Here is a 21,611-nt window from a genome sequence, read left to right on the forward strand (position 1 = left end):
CTTTAAAAACAGGAACGTCTATGATCCGCAGTATGACCGCCTACGCCCGGCGTGAAATCAAGGGTGAATGGGGTAGCGCCGCGTGGGAACTGCGCTCGGTAAACCAACGATATCTGGAAACCTACTTCCGCCTGCCGGAGCAGTTCCGTAGCCTGGAGCCCGTGGTGCGTGAACGTATTCGTTCCCGTCTGACCCGCGGTAAAGTCGAATGTACCCTGCGTTTTGAGCAAGACCCGAGCGCGCAGGGCGAGCTGATCCTCAACGAAAAACTGGCAAAGCAGCTGGTTAACGCCGCCAACTGGGTCAAAATGCAGAGCGACGAAGGCGAAATCAATCCGGTCGATATTCTGCGCTGGCCTGGCGTAATGTCGGCTCATGAGCAGGATCTGGACGCTATTACCGCCGAAATCCTGGGCGCGTTGAACGGCGCGCTGGATGACTTTATCGTCGCCCGCGAAACCGAAGGCCAGGCGCTGAAAGCGCTGATCGAACAGCGTCTCGACGGCGTGACGGCCGAAGTGGCTAAAGTGCGCGCCCATATGCCGGAAATTTTACAGTGGCAGCGCGAGCGTCTGGTTGCCAAGCTGGAAGATGCGGAAGTGCAGTTGGAAAACAACCGCCTCGAGCAGGAGCTGGTGCTGATGGCGCAGCGTATAGACGTCGCCGAAGAACTGGATCGTCTGGAAGCGCACGTGAAAGAGACGTGGAATATCCTGAAGAAGAAAGAAGCGGTCGGTCGCCGCCTCGACTTTATGATGCAGGAGTTCAACCGCGAGTCGAACACCCTGGCGTCTAAATCTATCAATGCTGAAGTGACGAACTCCGCCATTGAGCTGAAAGTGCTTATCGAACAAATGCGCGAGCAGATCCAGAACATCGAGTAACGGTTTCCCGCCCGCCACATCACGTTCGGACAAAAGGCCATGGTAAATCATGGCCTTTTATTTTCGCTGCGTTTCAGAAGAAATAGTTTTTATCCAGTATCCGGCAGGTTAAAAACGCCCCTGCGGCGCACAGCAGCGTGGGAGCCAGATAGCTGTGATCCATGTGGGTGAACTCCATCACCAGCGCTACCGCCGTTAGCGGCATTTGCATGGATGCAGCGAGGAACGCCGCCGCGCCGACGAGAGCAAAACTGGCGCAATCTCCCCCGGGAAGCAGCTGTTGCCAAAGCATGCACAGCAGCAGGCTGGTCATGCCGCCGACCGCCAACCCAGGCGTCAGCAGGCCGCCTTCCGCGCCGCCGCGCAGCACCGCCAGAATCACCACCATTTTTAGCGCCAGCAGCATCGCCGCCCCGGGGAAACCCAGTTCATCGTTGAGAGCCAGCTGCATAGGCCCTTTACCGTTTCCCGGAAGCTCAGGGAAATAGAGGCTGAGGACGGCGAGCAGGGAAAACGCCAGCAGACAGAAAACCGGCATCTGCCAGTTACTTCGCACGTGCGAACGCGCCGTGCTGGTCGCTTTGCGAAAGAGCCAGGCCCCGGCGCCAAGAATGGGGCCGGCGATAACCGCCCACCAGACAAATGAATGCGGCAGGATGTCGGAAGCAAAATGGTATTGCGATTCATCGCCTAACCCGAGCGTTGCCGTCCACGCGGCAATCGCCGAGGTGATAATCGCCGCCAGCGTTTTTTTCCAGCTAAACGACAGCAGCATGACCTCAAGGCTGAATAACGCACCGGCCAGCGGGACGTTATACACCGCCGCCAGGCCCGCACCGGCGCCGCAGGCAACCAACGTTCGGGTTTCATCCGCCGTCAGCCCCAGCTTACGCGCCACCATCCCCGCCCCCAGCGCGCCCATTTCCCGGGGAGCCACTTCGCGACCAAGCGGAGAGCCCAGCGCCACGGTGACGATCTGCAACAGAGCATGAATCGTTGTGGTACCCGCAGGCATTGGCACGGAAGGGTTAGCCACCGCCGCCGCAATTGAAACCCGCTTCTGCCCATAGCGTCCAAGCAGCCACCAGCCGAACCCGGCGATGGCTCCCCCCGCCACAATGGCCGAGATGCGACGAGGCCAGGAGGAATCCGTGACGCCCTGTAGAAACGACTCCGCGCTCACGATCTGCCCAGGGCTGTAGCCAAAAGCCAGGTGCTGAATCGCGTGTAAAATCAGCGCCAGAACCATACCTGACAGACCGGCCAGTATACCCGTCAGCACAACGGCAATCAGGCGGGTGAAAGAGTTTTTATTGCCAGCGGCTGCAGTCATTTTCTCAGGCCCTGAAGGAGGAAAATAAAAGGATAAAGGTCGGGAATTAAACATTAGGTATTCATTACGTATTCGCTAGAGATGTACGCCAGCGCCTTCATCATTATTTTTTCTAATCTATATTAAATAACAAAATGACATATTAACGTTTAAAAACAGGATACATAGGCAATACAAACATTACATAAATCTGGTTAAAGACATTCACTTTAGAAAAACTCAATCGTGATCCTGAGCACAAATCGTTAACCTTCCGCCATCACCGTGGGGGATTTATGCTGCTTCATATTCTTTATCTGATTGGGATTACGGCGGAAGCCATGACCGGCGCGCTGGCTGCCGGGCGCCGCCGTATGGATACGTTTGGCGTCATTATCATCGCTACCGCGACGGCCCTCGGAGGCGGTTCGGTGCGCGATATTCTGCTTGGCCACTATCCGCTTGGCTGGGTACAACACCCCGAGTACGTCATTATTGTTGCCGTGGCCGCGGTCCTGACCACGATTGCCGCCCCGGTGATGCCGCATCTGCGACGCTTGTTCCTGGTGCTTGATGCGCTCGGCCTGATCGTGTTCTCTATCATTGGCGCCCAGATCGCGCTGGATATGGGCCAGGGCCCGGTCATCGCCTCCATTGCCGCTGTGATCACCGGCGTTTTTGGCGGCGTGCTGCGCGATATGTTCTGCAAGCGCATCCCGCTGGTGTTCCAGAAAGAGCTGTACGCCGGGGTATCATTCGCCGCCGCGGTGCTTTATATCGCGCTCCAGCATTACGTCAGCAATCACGATGTGGTGGTTATCTCCACCCTGCTGTTCGGCTTTACCGCCCGCATGCTGGCGCTGCGCTGGAAGCTGGGCCTGCCGGTATTTAATTACAACCATAGCGCACATTAGTGCTTTCAGAATCCCGGAACGCGTTGCCCGCTCAGCCACTTCGCTAGCGCGGCAACATCCGGATGATGTAAGAACGTCACCAGCTGCCGCGCTCGTTCTGCTCCGATACCCGGCAGGCGTCGCCACTGCTCTTCGTTGCGATCCTGCATCCGTCGCCAGTCATCCTCCTTCAGCCCGGCAAATGCCATCTTCGGTATGGGCACGCCGATTGCTTGTATCCAGCGCAGGAAAGGCCGTTCGCGCGCAAGGTTAAACTGATGCCACAGCCGCTGCCCGCGCTGCGCAGAGATGCCCGGGATGGATTGCAGCCGCTCCGGCGTAAACGCCAGCCATGAAAAGAGATGCTCCATGCTGCGGGCATCGTGCAGAGTTCGCCATAGCGCTTCCCCCGCGCCGTCAATATCGAGAACCGATCGGGATGAGAGCCAGACCAGCCGCGAGAGAAACTGCTCCGCGCACTCGGGGGTGGCGAAGTAGCAGGTTAAGGCATTGAAACGCGCCGCCGGTGGCTGGGGTTTATTACGCTGAGCCGTGCGCCAGACGACCGAATCGATGCGCGGTATCCCCTGCCCGGCAAGGCTGATTTGCAGCTGATCGCCAACACCGATGTCCAGATTGTACCAGCGGGATACCGAGCCGACGTTCACCCGCTGCACGCGCTTATCGTCCAGCAGCTGCGGCTCCAGGAGCGCCACCACGGCTATTTTACCGCTGCGCCCGACGCTAAAGCTGATACCGCGAACCTCCATAACCCGCGAGGCAGGCGGGTATTTCCAGGCGATAACCCAATCGCCCTGACCCGGCGCCCAGTAACGCCCGGCGGACTCTTTTGCCCGCCGCACCACAACGCCATCGGTGGCAAAAGGCAGCGGTGAAGTCAACCAACGCTGGCGCCATCGTTCAACCTGCTGCGCATCCGCGACCGGATGCGAAAAAAGCGTGCTGTAAAGAAAGCCGCCCTGCCGCAGCAGCGCCAGCCGCTGTTCCATATCCTCTGGACCATCGGGCCACGCCCAGATAAAGATGCCCAGCCTATCAAGTTCCGCTTGCGCCTCCTGGCGCATCATCATGCCGGCTACTTTTGACCGCGCGTTCATGCCGCCCATTCGCTTTTGTACATGCCCCTCGCGGAGCAGGAACAGCTCACCCTGCAGCACGCTATTCGCCAGTACGCCGTCAGAGGTTTTAGGAATTGAGGGGATCTGCAAGACCCTGGCCGTCCAGTCTTCCCCGGTCAGGCCGTTACCCCGGCTTATGGCCTGCGTCAAACGCCCCTGCCGATACACCAGCGTGATCGCGACGCCATCGACTTTCGGCTGTACCCACAGGCCGGACTGGCCACGCATCCAGCGCGCCACGTCGGCTTGATTCGCCAGTTTACGCACGCCGGTGTGCGCCACCGGATGTCTGGTATCCCCCCTTAGCGGCGGAAGCGCAGAGTGAGCGGGAGTCTCGCCGGTGAAGCAGCGCTGCCAGTATGCCAGCCGCGCCGCAAGCTGGTCATAGACTTCATCGCTTACCGTACTGCTCCCCTGCTGCCAGTAGGCGTTATTCCATTCCGTTATCCGCTGACCGAGACGTTCCATTTCCTGTTCAGCCTTGGCCTGCGGCCACGCGGGGCAGGCTGCCTGCCCGTATCCCACCAGCATCCACAGCACCAGCGCCCAGACTCCTTTTTGCATCGCGATGCCCTCCTGTTTTCTCACCCGGGATTGTGCCGCAGGCTTATTTTCATCGGCGAGAGGGGATTTTTAACGCTGCGAGCAGGCTTCCGGCTTTTCTGTGTTGTTTCTGCAACGCCCGGAGAAATCAGGGAAACGGCAAGCAAAATGAAAGAAAGAACGCAAAAAGTGTGACAGGGACTGCGTCACGCTGCGCCGCCGTGTATAATAGGCTCGTATGTAAGCTCTATTTCGACCACCACATACAAAAGACACTCATGGCTCAAGGCACGCTTTATATTGTTTCCGCCCCTAGCGGCGCGGGTAAATCCAGCCTGATTCAGGCTTTATTAAAAACCCAACCGTTGTACGACTCTCAGGTTTCTGTTTCGCATACCACACGCGCTCCGCGCCCGGGTGAAGTGCACGGTGAACACTATTTCTTTGTGAATCACGACGAATTCAGGACGATGATTGGCAGAGACGCTTTTCTTGAACATGCAGAAGTCTTTGGCAACTATTACGGCACCTCGCGCGAAACTATCGAGCAGGTACTGGCGACCGGCGTCGATGTCTTCCTCGATATTGACTGGCAGGGCGCGCAGCAAATCCGCAACAGAATGCCCGGCGCGCGCAGCATTTTTATTCTGCCGCCGTCAAAAGATGAGCTTGATCGTCGCCTGCGCGGCCGCGGTCAGGACAGCGAAGAGGTTATCGCGAAACGTATGGCGCAGGCAGTTGCAGAAATGAGCCATTACGCGGAATATGATTACCTGATTGTGAATGATGATTTTGATACCGCGCTGAGCGATCTGAAAATTATTATTCGCGCCGAACGTCTGCGCATGAGCCGCCAAAAGCAGCGACATGGCGCTTTAATCACCAAACTGTTGGCAGACTGAACCCACATTCAGTATTATGCCCAGTCATTTCTTCACCTGTGGAGCATTTTAAGTATGGCACGCGTAACTGTTCAGGACGCTGTAGAGAAAATTGGTAACCGTTTTGACCTGGTACTGGTCGCCGCGCGTCGCGCTCGTCAGATGCAGGTAGGCGGAAAGGATCCGCTGGTACCGGAAGAAAACGATAAAACTACCGTTATCGCACTGCGCGAAATCGAAGAAGGTCTGATCAACAACAAGATCCTCGACGTTCGTGAGCGCCAGGAACAGCAAGAGCAGGAAGCCGCTGAATTACAAGCCGTTACCGCTATTGCTGAAGGTCGTCGTTAATCACACTGCGGGTCGCCCTTGTATCTGTTTGAAAGCCTGAATCAGCTGATTCAAAATTACCTGCCCGAAGAGCAAATTAAACGTCTTCGGCAGGCTTATCTCGTTGCACGTGACGCTCACGAGGGCCAGACACGTTCAAGCGGTGAACCCTATATCACGCACCCGGTAGCGGTAGCCTGTATCCTGGCCGAGATGAAACTCGACCACGAAACGCTGATGGCCGCTCTGCTGCACGACGTGATAGAAGATACCCCCGCCACCTACCAGGACATGGAGCAGCTTTTTGGTAAAAGCGTTGCTGAACTGGTAGAGGGGGTGTCAAAACTTGATAAGCTTAAGTTTCGCGACAAGAAAGAGGCCCAGGCCGAAAACTTTCGCAAAATGATTATGGCGATGGTGCAGGATATCCGCGTCATCCTTATCAAGCTTGCTGACCGCACCCACAACATGCGCACGCTGGGCTCATTGCGCCCGGATAAGCGCCGCCGCATTGCCCGCGAAACGCTGGAAATCTACAGCCCTCTGGCGCACCGTTTAGGTATTCATCACATCAAAACCGAGCTCGAAGAGCTGGGCTTTGAGGCGCTGTATCCTAACCGCTACCGCGTTATTAAAGAGGTAGTTAAAGCGGCACGCGGCAACCGTAAAGAGATGATTCAAAAAATCCTCTCCGAAATCGAAGGGCGCCTGCAGGAAGCGGGAATTCCCTGTCGAGTAAGCGGTCGTGAAAAGCATTTGTACTCCATCTACTGCAAGATGGTGCTCAAAGAGCAGCGCTTTCACTCGATTATGGATATCTACGCCTTCCGCGTCATCGTCCATGATTCCGACACCTGCTACCGCGTGCTTGGCCAGATGCATAGCCTTTACAAGCCGCGTCCGGGTCGCGTCAAAGACTACATTGCCATTCCAAAGGCGAACGGCTATCAATCTTTGCACACCTCGATGATCGGCCCGCACGGCGTCCCGGTTGAGGTACAAATTCGTACCGAAGACATGGACCAGATGGCGGAAATGGGGGTGGCGGCGCACTGGGCTTATAAAGAGCACGGCGGCGAGAGCAGCACCACCGCGCAAATCCGCGCCCAGCGCTGGATGCAGAGCCTGCTGGAGCTTCAGCAGAGCGCCGGTAGTTCATTTGAATTTATTGAGAGCGTGAAATCCGATCTGTTCCCGGATGAGATTTACGTTTTCACCCCGGAAGGGCGCATTGTCGAACTGCCCGCTGGCGCGACGCCGGTGGATTTCGCCTACGCGGTGCATACCGATATCGGCCATGCCTGCGTCGGCGCGCGCGTCGACCGCCAGCCGTATCCGCTGTCGCAGTCGCTCTCCAGCGGCCAGACGGTGGAAATCATCACCGCGCCGGGCGCACGTCCGAACGCCGCGTGGCTGAACTTTGTCGTCAGCTCGAAAGCGCGCGCCAAAATTCGCCAGCTGCTGAAAAACCTCAAGCGCGACGATTCCGTTAGCCTCGGACGCCGCCTGCTCAACCACGCCCTCGGCGGTAGCCGTAAGCTGGCGGAGATTCCGCCAGAGAATATTCAGCGTGAACTTGAGCGCATGAAGCTGACAACCCTTGACGATCTGCTGGCCGAAATCGGCCTCGGCAACGCCATGAGCGTCGTGGTGGCAAAAAACCTGCAGCAGGGTGAAACGACCGCCGTGCCTGTACAGCCGGCGCCTATCGGCCATAACCATCTGCCGATTAAAGGCGCAGATGGCGTGCTGATCACCTTTGCCAAATGCTGCCGTCCGATCCCCGGCGACCCGATTATTGCGCACGTCAGTCCTGGCAAAGGCCTGGTCATCCACCATGAGTCCTGTCGTAACATTCGCGGCTATCAGAAAGAGCCGGAGAAATTTATGGCGGTCGAGTGGGACAAAGAGACGGCGCAGGAATTTATCACCGAAATCAAGGTGGACATGTTCAACCATCAGGGTGCCCTGGCGAATCTGACCGCCGCGATCAACACCGCCTCTTCCAATATCCAAAGCCTGAATACGGAAGAGAAAGATGGCCGCGTTTATAGCGCCTTTATTCGCCTCACCGCGCGCGATCGCGTACATCTGGCGAATATTATGCGCAAAATTCGCGTCATGCCGGATGTGATAAAAGTCACCCGTAACCGAAACTAGTATTATGAATTCACAGCGTTATGCGCGTATCTGCGAGATGCTCGCCAGGCGTCAGCCTGACCTGACGGTCTGCATGGAGCAGGTCCACAAACCTCATAACGTCTCTGCGGTCATTCGTACGGCCGACGCCGTTGGCGTGCATGAAGTGCACGCTATCTGGCCGGGTAGCCGTATGCGTACCATGGCCTCTGCGGCGGCCGGCAGCAATAGCTGGGTGCAGGTTAAAACCCACCGTACTATTGGCGAGGCCGTCACGCATTTAAAAGGCCAGGGCATGCAGATCCTGGCGACCCACCTCTCTGATAAAGCCGTTGATTTCCGTGAAATCGACTATACCCGCCCTACCTGTATCCTGATGGGGCAGGAGAAAACCGGCATTACGCAGGAAGCGTTAGACCTGGCGGACCAGGACATCATCATTCCGATGACTGGCATGGTGCAGTCGCTGAACGTTTCCGTCGCCTCGGCGCTTATCCTCTACGAAGCCCAGCGCCAGCGGCAGAACGCCGGCATGTACCAGCGCGAAAACAGCATGCTGCCGGAAGAAGACCAACAGCGTCTGCTGTTTGAAGGCGGCTATCCGGTGCTGGCGAGGGTCGCAAAACGCAAAGGTCTTCCCTACCCCCACGTCAACGAGCAGGGCGAAGTCGAAGCCGATGCCGCGTGGTGGGCCACCATGCAGGCGGCGAAGTAATCATGCAGGGCCGTCTGCTGGATGCGGTGCCGCTCAACACCCTGACGGGCGTTGGCGCGGCCCAGAGCAGTAAACTGGCGAAAATCGGCCTGCACACAGTGCAGGATCTGCTTCTGCACCTGCCGCTACGCTACGAAGACCGCACCCATCTGTATCAAATCGGCGAACTGCTGCCCGGCGTTTACGCCACCGTTGAAGGCGAAGTTCTCAACTGCAATATCACTTTCGGCGGCCGCCGGATGATGACCTGCCAGATAAGCGACGGCTCCGGCATCCTCACCATGCGCTTTTTTAACTTCAGCGCGGCGATGAAAAACAGTCTGGCAACCGGGCGCCGCGTGCTGGCCTACGGCGAAGCGAAGCGCGGTAAGCACGGAGCGGAGATGATCCACCCGGAATATCGGGTTCAGGGCGATATGAGTACGCCTGATTTACAGGAAACGCTGACCCCGGTTTATCCCACCACCGAAGGCATCAAGCAGGCTACGCTGCGCAAGCTCACCGACCAGGCGCTGGAGCTGCTTGAAACCTGCGCGATCGCCGAGCTGCTGCCGCCGGAGCTGGCCCAGGGGATGATGAGCCTGCCGGACGCCTTACGCACCCTGCATCGCCCGCCGCCCACGCTACAGCTTAGCGAGCTGGAAAGCGGTAAACATCCGGCCCAGCGGCGCTTAATTCTGGAAGAGCTGCTGGCGCATAACCTCAGCATGCTGGCGCTGCGGGCAGGCGCCCAGCGCTATCACGCCCTCGCGCTTAGCGCTAACGACACGTTAAAAGACAAGCTGCTGGCCTCCCTCCCCTTTACGCCGACCGGCGCGCAGGCGCGCGTCACGGCTGAAATCGAGCGCGATATGGCGCTGGACGTGCCGATGATGCGTCTGGTGCAGGGGGACGTGGGCTCCGGTAAAACCCTGGTTGCCGCGCTGGCCGCCCTGCGCGCCATCGCCCACGGCAAACAGGTGGCGCTGATGGCACCGACCGAGCTGCTGGCTGAACAGCACGCCAATAACTTCCGCAGCTGGTTCGAACCGCTGGGCGTTGAGGTGGGCTGGCTGGCGGGCAAACAAAAAGGCAAAGCGCGCCTGGCGCAGCAGCAGGCTATCGCCAGCGGACAGGTGCAGATGATTGTCGGGACCCACGCCATCTTTCAGGAGCAGGTCCAGTTTAACGGCCTCGCGTTGGTAATTATCGATGAACAGCACCGTTTTGGCGTCCATCAGCGGCTGGCGCTGTGGGAAAAAGGCCAACAGCAGGGTTTTCATCCGCACCAGCTGATTATGACCGCCACACCGATTCCGCGTACCCTGGCGATGACCGCTTATGCCGACCTCGACACCTCGGTCATCGATGAACTGCCGCCGGGCCGTACGCCGGTCACCACGGTGGCCATTCCGGATACCCGACGCAGCGATATTATCGACCGCGTGCGTAACGCCTGCACCCACGAAGGTCGTCAGGCCTACTGGGTCTGTACGCTGATTGAAGAGTCGGATCTGCTGGAAGCCCAGGCGGCGGAAGCCACCTGGGAAGAGCTGAAGCTCGCGCTGCCGGAGCTGAATATCGGCCTGGTGCACGGGCGCATGAAGTCCGCCGAGAAGCAGGCGGTGATGAGCGCGTTCAAGCAGGGCGAACTGCATCTACTGGTCGCCACCACGGTAATTGAAGTCGGCGTGGATGTGCCCAACTCCAGTCTGATGATCATCGAAAACCCGGAGCGTCTGGGCCTGGCGCAGCTGCACCAGCTCAGAGGCCGCGTCGGGCGCGGCGCGGTAGCCTCCCACTGCGTGCTGCTCTATAAATCGCCGCTGTCAAAAACCGCCCAGAAGCGCCTGCAGGTTCTGCGCGACAGCAACGACGGTTTCGTCATCGCTCAGAAAGACCTGGAAATTCGCGGTCCCGGCGAGCTGCTCGGCACCCGCCAGACCGGCAACGCTGAATTTAAAGTCGCGGACTTACTGCGCGATCAGGCCATGATCCCGGAAGTTCAGCGCATCGCCCGCCATATTCACGAACGCTATCCCCAGCAGGCCCAGGCGCTGATTGAGCGCTGGATGCCGGAAACCGAACGCTATTCCAACGCGTAGCGCGAACGTCATCTCGCCACGCTGCGCATAATTTTTATTCAGATGAGTGGATTATGAAACGAGAACTGGCCATCGAATTTTCGCGCGTCACCGAAGCCGCCGCGCTGGCAGGCTACAAGTGGTTAGGCCGTGGTGATAAAAACACCGCCGACGGCGCCGCCGTCAACGCCATGCGCATTATGCTCAACCTGATCAACATCGACGGCACCATTGTGATTGGCGAAGGCGAAATCGACGAAGCGCCGATGCTGTACATCGGCGAGCACGTCGGTACCGGCCACGGTGATGCGGTAGATATCGCCGTCGATCCCATCGAAGGCACCCGCATGACGGCGATGGGCCAGGCCAACGCGCTGGCGGTCATGGCGGTAGGCGATAAGGGCTGCTTCCTGAACGCGCCGGATATGTACATGGAAAAGCTGATTGTCGGCCCGGGGGCGAAAGGTACCATCGATATGAACCTGCCGCTGGCGGAGAACCTGCATAACATCGCCCGCGCGCTGAATAAGCCGCTGAGCGAATTAACGGTCACCATCTTAGCCAAGCCGCGCCATGACGACGTCATTGTTGAGCTGCAAAAGCTGGGCGTGCGCGTGTTCGCCATCCCCGACGGCGACGTTGCCGCCTCTATTCTGACCTGCATGCCGGACAGCGAAGTTGACGTTATGTACGGTATCGGCGGCGCGCCGGAAGGCGTCGTTTCCGCAGCGGTGATCCGCGCGCTGGACGGCGATATGAACGGCCGTCTGCTGGCGCGTCACCACGTGAAGGGCGACAGCGAAGAGAACCGCCGCATCGGCGAAAACGAGCTGGAACGCTGCAAAGCAATGGGCATTGAAGCCGGCAAAGTGCTGCGCCTGGACGATATGGCGCGCAGCGACAACGTCGTTTTCTCGGCGACCGGCATCACCAAAGGCGATCTGCTGGACGGTATCACCCGTAAAGGCAATATGGCCACCACCGAAACCCTGCTGATCCGCGGCAAATCCCGCACAATTCGCCGTATTCAGTCGATTCATTATCTCGATCGCAAAGATCCGGATATCCAGCTGCACATCCTGTAAAACATTTGATCAATAGAGCTTTCCAGCCTTTTCGGGCTGGAAATCTGCTCTCGTCGCGGTGAAGATACGCTAACAGGATTGAGAGGAGAGACGCTATGGCAAACTGGGTTACAGGCAAAGTCGTAAAAGTTCAAAACTGGACGGATGCGCTGTTTAGCCTCACCGTTCACGCACCGGTTGCGCCGTTTACCGCAGGTCAGTTTGCCAAGCTGGGCCTGGACATTGACGGTGAACGCGTGCAGCGCGCGTATTCCTACGTCAACGCCCCCGGCAATCCCGATCTTGAGTTCTACCTGGTGACGGTTCCGGAGGGCAAGCTCAGCCCACGGCTGGCGGCACTGAAGCCGGGCGACGAAGTGCAGATTGTCAGCGAAGCCGCCGGTTTCTTCGTCCTGGAAGAGGTACCGGATTGCGACACGCTATGGATGCTCGCTACCGGCACGGCGATTGGCCCGTACCTGTCGATTCTCGAAGAAGGGAAAGACCTGGATCGTTTTGAAAACCTGGTACTGGTGCACGCCGCGCGCTATGCCGCCGATCTCAGCTATCTGCCGCAGATGCAGGCGCTGGAAGCGCGCTATGCGGGCAAGCTGCGCATCCAGTCGGTCGTGAGCCGGGAAACCGCGCCGGGCATGCTCACGGGGCGCATCCCGTTCCTGATTGAAACCGGCGCGCTGGAAGAGGCCGTCGGCCTGCCGATGAACGCCGAGAGCAGCCACGTTATGCTGTGCGGTAACCCGCAGATGGTGCGCGACACTCAGCAGTTGCTGAAAGAGACCCGGCAGATGAGCAAGCACCTGCGTCGCCGACCGGGTCATATGACCGCCGAACACTACTGGTAATCAGGATTCCGCTTTCCAGCGCACGTCCAGCGTCTCTTTACCAAACTTATTCGCGCCCTGGGTGCCGACAAACGCGCCCAGGTCGATCAGCATCATGACGATAATCAGCGTCGGTATAAACCGCCCGACGCCCCACTGCCAGACCCCAGGCAGCATTGACCAGTTGCCCGCCAGCAGCATCCACGCCAGAATCATCAGCAGCGCCCAAAGCCCGGATTTACCCCGATCGTGCAGGCGTTTAATAGTCACCGCCGCCGTCGGCCACAGCAGGCACACCAGAATAAAAGCCGCCGTCTGTAGATTAAGAAGATTACTGCCGGCCAGCGTGAACAACGCGCTCATGGTCACTATCCAGATAGCGATCCAGATCCAGAAGTCGCGACGTCCAATCCGCCCTTTAATTGAGAATAGCCACTGCTGTAGGGTCATGTTTTATTCCTTATCATCATCACCGACGTAGTTTACCCTGAAGGCGTGACTTTTTGACAAGCGTGACGGTTCTCGTTTTAATCGTCAGCAGATAAAAAAAGGGAAGATGGGCATGAAGAAGTGGGCAACCTTATGTTTGATTGGGCTGGCGGCGTTATCCGTTGGCCAAAAGGCGTTGTCCGCCGAGTCAGACGCCAGCGCTACGGCACCCTATCTTCTCTCCGGCGCGCCGGTCTTTGATATTTCCATCAGCGAGTTTCGGGAAAAATTCAATCGCGATAACCCGAAGCTAACGCTCAATGAATTTCGCGCCGTCGCCGCCAGCAAAGACCAGGCGAACCTGACCCGCGCCGCCACCAAGATCAATGAGAACCTCTACGCGTCGACCGCGCTTGAACGTGGAACCCTCAAAATTAAATCGATGCAAATAACCTGGCTACCGATTCAGGGGCCGCAGCAGAAAGCGGCGAAAGCCAGGGCCCTGGAGTATATGAGCGCCGTGATGCGCGCTTTTGTGCCCACGCTAAGTCAGACGCAAAGCCAGCAAAAATTGCAAAAACTGCTGACCGCCGGAAAAGGCAAACGTTACTTCAGCGAAACCGAAGGCGCGGTGCGCTATGTGGTGGCGGACAACGGCGAAAAGGGGCTGACCTTCGCTGTTGAACCGATTAAGCTGGCGCTATCTGAAACGCTGGAAAACAACAATAAATGACAAAAAGCAAAGCCTTTCCAGTGATGAATCTCTATACTGTTTCACAGACCATGCTGCCCTCGGGGGCGGCTATATTCCTTAATTCGCTTTGAAGCGTGGAGAATAAAAATGCGACATCCTTTAGTGATGGGTAACTGGAAACTGAACGGCAGCCGCCACATGGTAAACGAACTGGTCGCGAACCTGCGTACCGAACTGGCTGGCGTGACCGGCTGTGCAGTTGCAATTGCTCCGCCTGAAATGTACATCGACCTGGCGAAACAAGCCGCTGCCGGCAGCCACATTCACCTGGGCGCGCAGAACGTTGACCTGAACCTGTCCGGCGCATTCACTGGCGAAACAAGCGCTGAAATGCTGAAAGACATCGGCGCTCAGTACATCATCATCGGCCACTCCGAGCGTCGTACCTACCACAAAGAGTCCGACGAGCTGATCGCTAAAAAATTCGCGGTACTGAAAGAGCAGGGTCTGATTCCGGTTCTGTGCATCGGTGAAACCGAAGCGGAAAACGAAGCGGGCAAAACCGAAGAAGTGTGCGCCCGTCAAATCGACGCCGTTCTGAAAACTCAGGGCGCGGCGGCCTTCGAAGGCGTGGTTATCGCTTACGAACCCGTATGGGCGATCGGTACCGGCAAATCCGCTACCCCGGCTCAGGCCCAGGCGGTGCACAAATTCATTCGCGATCACATCGCGAAAGCCGATGCGAAAGTGGCTGAACAAGTGATCATCCAGTACGGCGGTTCCGTTAACGCGGGCAACGCAGCGGAGCTGTTCACCCAGCCGGACATCGACGGCGCACTGGTTGGCGGCGCATCCCTGAAAGCTGACGCTTTCGCGGTGATCGTTAAAGCAGCAGAAGCCGCGAAAAAAGCGTAATTCGCTTTAAAGGCTACCCCCGGTCGCGCTTCGCAACCGGGCTACTGACCAGAAATCTGCAATATTTGTAGCCCGGCTCAGCACAGCGCAAGCCGGGTTTTTTACCCCGCTATAGTTTCCCCAACGCCTGATACCACAGATAGTCCAGCGGCAGCAGAATCAAATAGCTCACCGCCGCCAGCGCGACACACAGCAGCATTCCCGCCCTTGCAGGCACTTTCCCCAGCCCCATCGCCACCACAATCGGTGACGCTTGATACGGCAGCAGCGGCGTGGAGTACCCCAGCACCTGAATCATAATCACGCTCAGCAGCGGGAAGCCGGTCGCATCGGAGAAGCTCTGCGCGAAGGTGGTATACAGCGCCGGTACGCCGTTGGCGGTCATGATAAAGTTCAGCGCGCTGGTAATGCCGGTCAACGCGAGAAAGCTGGTAAACGGACTCTCTTTATCCAGCGGCATAATCTGCAGCAGCGCATTGCCCACCACGCCGCCGATACCGGTTTGGGTCACGGTGATAGCCAGCCCGAGAATGCCGGCAACGTAAATACAGGTGCGGATATTCACGCCGCTGGAAAACTCCTCGCCGCTGATAAAGCCGACCCGCGGCAGCAGCGTTACCACCGCCGCCGCCAGCCCCGTCCAGGCCGGCCCCACGCCGTGCCAGCTTTCGGTCACCCAGAGCGTCAGCACCACCGCCAGCAGCCACGCCAGGCGCTTCTCATCGCGGCTCATCGGCGGCAGCGGCGTCATGTCGCGCGGCGGGTGCGGTTTTCCGGGAAACAGCCAGCATATTAATGCAATCAGCACAGCGCCTTTGAGCCAGCCGAGCACCGGCGTATGCAGCAGTAAATAGGGCAGGTAATTCAGGTGAATACCATATGATCCCTCCGCCGCGCCGCTCATCACCAGATTCGGGACGTTGGCGGGCAGGATGGTGGCAGACAGCTGGAAGGTACCGAACCCCACCGCCAGCGCCAGGCCAAACCACGGGCGCGTCCCCTCTTCAATACCGGCACGCCTGGCCATTGCCGCCACAATCGGCATCAGCAGCGCGATACGTCCCATATTGGACGGCATCACAAACGCCAAGGCATAGCTGAGCAGCACCACGCTGGCGACCATCAGCGGCCAGGAGTCGGTCAGCCGCGACGAAAGCGACCGCGCCGCCCTGTCCGCAAGTCCGGTTTTGCGGATAGCGATCCCCAGCACAAAGCCGCTGAACACCAGCCAGAACGCCGATGAGGCAAAGCCGCCGAAAATCACCTCCGGCGGCGCGATTTTGGCGATCATCGCCGCGGCAAAAAACAGCAGCGCGGTCATAAACTCCGGTAGTAAAGAGGTCGCCCAGAGGAGAATAGTGATGCCGACGATGATAGAGGGAAGGAACAGAGGGTGGGAAAACCAGAGCGACATACCTGTCTCCTGTCGTTTTTTTCAGCAAGAATACGACGGACAACAGGACAGGTAAACGCCAGATATAGTGGGGTTATGACAACACCGGTGCGGGCAGATTAGTGATAATGAATTTCGCCAAAGTATTCCGACAGCACGTAATAACGGCAATATTCAAAAGGGCTGTTATGCCCGGCCTGAAACGTCTGTCTGGCGACGGATAATAGTGGTTTATTCGCCGCGATCTGCAGTTTTTCGCACAGGTCGGGGGAAGGTAAGATCGCCTCAACCTTTTCAATCGCCGAGTCACTGGTGACGTTTAATAGCGAATAAAGCGACGTATGTTCCAGCGCCTCTGGCGTGAGCTGCAGATCGGGAAAGAAGCTAAGATCGAGATAGATCTTTTCATGGTTAAACGGACGATTATTCAGGCAACGAATACGCGAGATATAGAGATAATGATGATGGGCGGGCAGGCTCAAACCATCTGCCTGAGCGTCACGCGCGCGACGCGGCGCAATCTCAAGAATACGGTTCTCAATCTCGACGCTGGCATCCTGAAGATCGCTGGTAATGCCGCGAAACGTGTGGCCGTAGCTCACTCCCTCCGGCACTGAGCACACTACCGATCCGCTTCCGCGCTGGGACGAAATAATGCCCGCATTGATTAATTCGCTCCAGGCCTGTTTAACCACGATGAGCGAGACGTTATAGGCTCTGGCAACCTCTTTTTGCGTCGGCAGCTGGCTGCCTAACGGCAAGGACCCATTCTGAATCTGCTGACAGATGATAAAAAATAGTTGCTTATAAAGCGGAGTAAAGCTCGTTTTATCAACCTGCAAACTGCGCACCTCACGTCTTCGCCAGCAGGGGACGTTTTACCGTCCCCGGCAGGGTGAATTCGCTACCCTGCGATTTGCCTGGCCAGTTGTGCCAAATCGAAATGATTCATACGATCCACGGTCGTTAAATAATCGGCGGGAAAAGCCTCCACGCCATGGAATGCGCCGGAAATCGCTCCAACCATGGTAGCGACAGTATCAGTATCATTGCCGATATTAACGCCGGAGATAATAGCATCTACGGCAGAATTCGGACAACACGCGAACAGGCCAAAGGCCGCCGGTACGGCTTCACTGACGTGCAGCCCGGAACCAATAATATCGGCAAGTTCCACCACCGCCGTTTCCCAATGACGATGGCGTTGACCGATAGCCACGGCCAGCTCGATGCGTCGGGCAACGGATGGGCCTGCCACCATCATCGCTCCTTGCTCCTGCGCCAGCAGATAGCCTCTTTGCGCGCCATAAATACCGGCGGCAATAATGGTGTCCGCATTGGTCTGCGATCTTAATGCTTCGCTGGTTGCCGCCGCCATCGCCGCTGCGCCGGACATCGCCAGCACGTTATTATGCGTAAAGCGGCAAATCTGCAGCGCGCAGTGAATCGCCGCGTCAATATCCCCCGGATGCAGCACCGCCGCCGGCCAAATCTTCATGGCGGCGCCGTTGGTGGCTTCCGCGTTTCCCTTATTAATAATCTGTACCGACTGCTTTTCGCCTTCAAGATCGCCCTGCAAGGAGGCACGATTGTCATTGAATATCGCTTTCATTGCCGCACGCGTCGTCGGGCCGGTAAAGTTGGCGTAGTAAGGGTAATCCAGCCACTGCTGGAAGGCCTCGCGCATCGCCTCATCGCTGACCTGGCGCTGATGACGCAGCAGCGCGTCCATAATGTATTTCGCCTGAATAAAATCATCCGTGCACATACCCGCTTCGTTGCAGCGGCCAAACGTATCCGCTGGCGGTTTTTGAAAGGTCGTTACCCAGCCGCCGAAATAGTCCTTAATTTGCTGCTGGGTCCGTACTTCCGTCGCCGCGCCCATCGCGTCCGCTGCAGCGGCGCCTACCAGGCATCCCAGTATTTTGTTTTGATCAACGTGCATGATGACTCCTTATTTCACGGTCATGGCTTGTGCCAGCGAACGGCTGGACAGAAAAGTATTGAGCTGGTCGGGATACGGCAGAGCGGTCATTGCCCCTTTTGCCGTCACCGCCATTGCGCCGCAGGCGTTGGCATTGCTGATGGCCTCCGCCAGCAAGGCATGATTCCAGTAGTTTTCGCGGGAAAGCGTGAACAGCAGGCCGCCGACAAAGGCATCGCCAGCTCCGGTGGTATCGACGACCTCCACGCGCGGGGCGGGAAAAAGGAACTCTCCCTCGGCGGTGATGAGCAACGCCCCTTCGGCCCCCAACGAAATGATGGTGGTATCACAGCCCAGATCGCGCATGTAATACCGCGCATCCAGCCAGTGGCTGGCGCCGCTCAGCTGACACAGCTCATCGGCCGAGACTTTGCAGATAGACGCCAGCGCAGCGGAGCGGGCGATCAGGTCAGGGATCTCAGCGGTATTGCGCCACATCTTGCTGCGCAAGTTGACATCAAACAGAACGTAGCCGCCGGCCTCCCGCATTCTTCGCGCGCCCTCAAGACATGCCTCGCGAGCGGGACTGTCGGTGAGACCAATGGAGCTAAAGTAAAACCATTCGTATTTTCTGAACGTCGGCAGATCCTGAGGTGAAACGTAGGTATCAGCCCCCGGATGCACCAGATAGGTAAAGCTGCGCTCGCCGTCAGCCGTCAGATTGACGATCAGTACCGCACTGGTCAGGCTCGCATCCAGCCGCAGCGAAGAGACATCGACGCCGTTATCCTGAAAAACCTGGCGCAGGAAACGCCCGGCGTCATCGTCGCCAAGGCAGCCGATAAAACCGCACGTTCCGCCCAGCCTGGCAACGCAGACCCCCACGTTCGCCGAAGCGCCTCCGGGACATTTCAGGTAGCTGTTCTGTTTTTCCGGTACCAGGTCTACGGAGGCGTCTCCGATCGCCCAAACCTTATTCATGGCATTCATTTACGCCTCCTTATGCCTGTTTTTGCGCAAGGGCGAGCTGAATATCACGATAATATTCGTTATTAATCAGATACTTTTTCATAAGCAGCCCAACCGCAAGATGGAACAGTGCCGGAATGAGCGTCATCATCAGCGCAATACCGGTGAGCGAACGCGCGCTCTGTTCAACGTCGGCCTGATAGCCAAAGTGGCTCAGCAGAAATCCCAGTACGCCCCCCGCGATCCCCATACCAAACTTCTGGAAGAAGAGAATGCCGCCAAACGCGAGGCCGGATACCCGCAGCCCGGTTTTCTTTTCGCCATAATCCACCGCTTCGGCGATAGAGGACCAGAACACCGGCATTTGCATATCGCAGAAGAAATTAATAAGAAAATAGAACGTAAATGCCAGGATAAGATTTTCACGCCCGACGAAGAAATACATCATCGCGCTTAGTACAAAGGTAATAATCTGGGTGTAGCGGAACATCTTAATTTTATCCCAGAACTTGGTTATCCAGGTGGTGGCGATCATCGCCAGAATAGAGGCGACAACGCCGGTAGTCAGAAAAGGTGAAATCAGGCTATCGCCGCCATTAAGATAATACTTGGCATAATAGGCCGCGACGGAACCGCGAATAACGTAACCGCACATCAGCAATAAAATAACAACCCCAAGAATAATCCACTGATCGTTACGTAACAGATACTTAAACTGCTTCCCTACCGATAGCGAAGTAATTTCCGGCTCGCTACGTTCACGGGTGGTGAGAAAACAGAAGATAAACAGCAGGGCCCCCATCGCGCCCATTAGCCCCATAGAAAACTGGTAACCCAGCGCCTTGTTGCCCTGCCCCAGCCAGACGGCAAGCATCGGGACGACAATAGTGACCAGGAAAGCGGCAATTTTGGTCATCACAAAGCGATAGCCGTTTGCGCTTAGCCGTTCCACGGGATCGCTGGTAATCACGCCAATCATCGAGATATAGGGAATAGTGATAGCGGTATAGACCAGGGTCATCAGAATATAGGTGCCATAGGCCCACGCCAGCTTGGCCATATAAACCATATCAGGCGTGATAAACATTAAATAAACGGCGAAGCCAAAAGGGATGGCAAACCACAGCAGCCACGGGCGATAGCGTCCCCAGCGCGTATTCAGCTTATCGGTAAGGACGCCCATGGCCGGATCGATAATGGCATCGATCATCCGCACAACCACGAAAAGTACGCCGACATCAGCGGCGCTCAGGCCGTAGATATCGGTATAAAAATAGGCGAGAAGCAGCTGCATGGCGATGATCACAACGTTTATCGCCATATCTCCTGCGCCGAAGCCGATTTTTTCCACGATAGAAAGTTTCATGTTGATATTCCTTTACGCTTAGCCGCGCAAATAGAGGGAACAATTAATGATGTCACTACATGAAATAAAAACGTTTTTATAAATAAGCCACCAGTCAGACATGCAATGGAGGCTATGAAGAGAGTGTAACGATCCTCAAAAAGATATAAAGGTATACCTTTATATCTTTTGATCGGTTTCACATATTTTTATACACCCGATCCTACCCCGACGTTAAACCGGGATAAGAATCAAGGAGATAATGAATGGCGGGAACGTAAAGGAAATTAACGGGATGCCAGAATGGCGCAGCTATGGTCCTGAATCTCTTCCGCCGATGCGCGATTCAGCGTCAGCAGGTTACGCTCGGTCGCCAGCAGCACCAGCGAGCCGTCGCTCTGCTTCGCCATCGCCAGCGCGAAACGCCCCATATGTTCGCGCGCTTCCGGCACCTCTTCAGCCAGCATCAGGAACGGGCTGCGCTGCGCCAGCTCCGTTTCGGTGACCCGGCGCGCCAGATATTCGTGGCCCAGTAGTCCACCGGGCAGCGGCAACCAGCGACTGCTGATAGCGGGCGCTTCCTTGTCCAGCTGAGTACGGACATCGGGACGCAGGCAGGAGATATGGATATGGAAATGATTTTGCGTGCGTCCGCTGCGCGAGTTGATCGTCAACGAGACCGCGTCATCCGATACGGCGGAACCACGATGCTGGCTCATGATTTCACGCCCCTGCCAGGCCTGCCAGAAGAAGTTCGGCGTCAGGGGATTGAGCAGCAGCGGGCTTTCGGTGCCGTTAATGCGGTAAGTGGGCATCAGCAGATACTGCAGCGGGCCATTGCGGTCTTTAAACAGGACATAGCCGCCCTTCAGGTTCACTTCCACGCAGGGCGCGGGATCCTGGCGCTGCTGTTGATTGGGGACGCACTGTTGCAGAACAATTTTGCGCAACGCATCAGGGTTGCCGGAATGGAGCCAGTAGTAGCCGCCGGCTATCGCCGCCACAACCGCCACCAGCAGCGCTAATAAAAGGTATCGTACTCTTCGCATTCTATTTTCCTGTCTCAGCCAGAAACGGAAGAGTAACGCAGTTTGATGACTAAATGAAAACAGGAAGAGGTTCGGTGTGTTTTCCCGG

General features: G+C 57.1%; 20 protein-coding genes. 11 read left to right on the forward strand and 9 right to left on the reverse strand.

The annotated features are described in order from the left end of the window. Positions 1 to 20 precede the first annotated feature (20 nt). Positions 21 to 884: a YicC/YloC family endoribonuclease gene (locus CMQ96_RS06185; RefSeq protein WP_004137708.1), complete on the forward strand. Its 864-nt coding sequence runs from the start codon at positions 21 to 23 to the stop codon at positions 882 to 884. Positions 885 to 957: 73 nt separating this feature from the next. Here CMQ96_RS06185 and CMQ96_RS06190 read toward each other — a convergent pair whose 3' ends face one another. After that, positions 958 to 2,217, reverse strand: coding sequence for a chloride channel protein (locus CMQ96_RS06190; protein ID WP_098066240.1), 1,260 nt, complete (start codon positions 2,215 to 2,217; stop codon positions 958 to 960). 275 nt (positions 2,218 to 2,492) lie between these two features. On the opposite strand from CMQ96_RS06190, the gene CMQ96_RS06195 reads away from it, so the two are divergent. After that, a complete protein-coding gene (locus CMQ96_RS06195) occupies positions 2,493 to 3,110 on the forward strand; it encodes a trimeric intracellular cation channel family protein (protein ID WP_004126674.1) in 618 nt (205 codons plus the stop codon). 5 nt (positions 3,111 to 3,115) lie between these two features. Here the strand turns inward: CMQ96_RS06195 and ligB are convergent, their stop codons facing one another. Next, a complete protein-coding gene (gene ligB / locus CMQ96_RS06200; RefSeq protein ID WP_049086958.1) occupies positions 3,116 to 4,792 on the reverse strand; it encodes an NAD-dependent DNA ligase LigB in 1,677 nt (558 codons plus the stop codon). Between the two features lie 257 nt (positions 4,793 to 5,049). On the opposite strand from ligB, the gene gmk reads away from it, so the two are divergent. From gmk to fpr, 7 genes are all read left to right on the forward strand, one after another. After that, entirely contained in the window at positions 5,050 to 5,673 is a 624-nt protein-coding gene (gene gmk / locus CMQ96_RS06210) for a guanylate kinase (RefSeq protein WP_004137706.1), read from the forward strand. Positions 5,674 to 5,727: 54 nt separating this feature from the next. Further along, on the forward strand, positions 5,728 to 6,003 hold the full coding sequence (gene rpoZ / locus CMQ96_RS06215; RefSeq protein WP_004106927.1) for a DNA-directed RNA polymerase subunit omega: 276 nt from the start codon (positions 5,728 to 5,730) through the stop codon (positions 6,001 to 6,003). An 18-nt stretch (positions 6,004 to 6,021) separates the two neighbouring features. Next, the gene (gene spoT, locus CMQ96_RS06220) at positions 6,022 to 8,142 is read left to right on the forward strand and encodes a bifunctional GTP diphosphokinase/guanosine-3',5'-bis pyrophosphate 3'-pyrophosphohydrolase (RefSeq protein WP_024359707.1); all 2,121 of its coding nucleotides are present in this window, start codon (positions 6,022 to 6,024) and stop codon (positions 8,140 to 8,142) included. Between the two features lie 4 nt (positions 8,143 to 8,146). Continuing rightward, entirely contained in the window at positions 8,147 to 8,836 is a 690-nt protein-coding gene (gene trmH / locus CMQ96_RS06225) for a tRNA (guanosine(18)-2'-O)-methyltransferase TrmH (RefSeq protein ID WP_024359706.1), read from the forward strand. A gap of 2 nt (positions 8,837 to 8,838) precedes the next feature. Then, on the forward strand, positions 8,839 to 10,920 hold the full coding sequence (gene recG / locus CMQ96_RS06230; protein WP_024359705.1) for an ATP-dependent DNA helicase RecG: 2,082 nt from the start codon (positions 8,839 to 8,841) through the stop codon (positions 10,918 to 10,920). A gap of 53 nt (positions 10,921 to 10,973) precedes the next feature. Then, positions 10,974 to 11,984, forward strand: a complete 1,011-nt coding sequence (gene glpX / locus CMQ96_RS06235; protein ID WP_098066245.1) for a class II fructose-bisphosphatase — start codon at positions 10,974 to 10,976, stop codon at positions 11,982 to 11,984. Between the two features lie 95 nt (positions 11,985 to 12,079). Then, positions 12,080 to 12,826, forward strand: coding sequence for a ferredoxin--NADP(+) reductase (gene fpr, locus CMQ96_RS06240; protein ID WP_004137698.1), 747 nt, complete (start codon positions 12,080 to 12,082; stop codon positions 12,824 to 12,826). Here the strand turns inward: fpr and CMQ96_RS06245 are convergent, their stop codons facing one another. After that, positions 12,827 to 13,255: a DUF805 domain-containing protein gene (locus CMQ96_RS06245; RefSeq protein ID WP_004855519.1), complete on the reverse strand. Its 429-nt coding sequence runs from the start codon at positions 13,253 to 13,255 to the stop codon at positions 12,827 to 12,829. It abuts the gene before it with no gap. A gap of 112 nt (positions 13,256 to 13,367) precedes the next feature. Between CMQ96_RS06245 and CMQ96_RS06250 the strand changes: the two genes are divergently transcribed. Then, positions 13,368 to 13,967, forward strand: a complete 600-nt coding sequence (locus CMQ96_RS06250) for a DUF1454 family protein (protein WP_004137694.1) — start codon at positions 13,368 to 13,370, stop codon at positions 13,965 to 13,967. Between the two features lie 108 nt (positions 13,968 to 14,075). Continuing rightward, a complete protein-coding gene (gene tpiA, locus CMQ96_RS06255; protein WP_004126701.1) occupies positions 14,076 to 14,843 on the forward strand; it encodes a triose-phosphate isomerase in 768 nt (255 codons plus the stop codon). A gap of 109 nt (positions 14,844 to 14,952) precedes the next feature. On the opposite strand, the gene CMQ96_RS06260 is transcribed toward tpiA, so the two are convergent. The 6 genes from CMQ96_RS06260 to CMQ96_RS06285 all read right to left on the reverse strand — a co-directional run bounded on the left by CMQ96_RS06260 (position 14,953) and on the right by CMQ96_RS06285 (position 21,523). After that, a complete protein-coding gene (locus tag CMQ96_RS06260) occupies positions 14,953 to 16,257 on the reverse strand; it encodes an SLC13 family permease (protein WP_098066248.1) in 1,305 nt (434 codons plus the stop codon). Positions 16,258 to 16,355: 98 nt separating this feature from the next. Continuing rightward, positions 16,356 to 17,078 carry a GntR family transcriptional regulator gene (locus CMQ96_RS06265; protein WP_004137691.1) on the reverse strand — a complete coding sequence of 241 codons (723 nt, stop codon included), beginning with the start codon at positions 17,076 to 17,078 and terminating at the stop codon, positions 16,356 to 16,358. 62 nt (positions 17,079 to 17,140) lie between these two features. Continuing rightward, positions 17,141 to 18,181, reverse strand: coding sequence for an ADP-ribosylglycohydrolase family protein (locus CMQ96_RS06270; protein WP_024359703.1), 1,041 nt, complete (start codon positions 18,179 to 18,181; stop codon positions 17,141 to 17,143). 9 nt (positions 18,182 to 18,190) lie between these two features. Next, the gene (locus CMQ96_RS06275) at positions 18,191 to 19,150 is read right to left on the reverse strand and encodes an aminoimidazole riboside kinase (RefSeq protein ID WP_049086948.1); all 960 of its coding nucleotides are present in this window, start codon (positions 19,148 to 19,150) and stop codon (positions 18,191 to 18,193) included. Between the two features lie 10 nt (positions 19,151 to 19,160). Then, entirely contained in the window at positions 19,161 to 20,495 is a 1,335-nt protein-coding gene (locus tag CMQ96_RS06280; protein ID WP_049086947.1) for an MFS transporter, read from the reverse strand. A 266-nt stretch (positions 20,496 to 20,761) separates the two neighbouring features. Continuing rightward, positions 20,762 to 21,523, reverse strand: a complete 762-nt coding sequence (locus CMQ96_RS06285; protein ID WP_049086946.1) for a CDP-diacylglycerol diphosphatase — start codon at positions 21,521 to 21,523, stop codon at positions 20,762 to 20,764. Positions 21,524 to 21,611: the final 88 nt, after the last annotated feature.

It is taken from the genome of Klebsiella sp. MBT K-1, assembly GCF_002556465.1.
GTDB lineage: Bacteria > Pseudomonadota > Gammaproteobacteria > Enterobacterales > Enterobacteriaceae > Klebsiella > Klebsiella grimontii.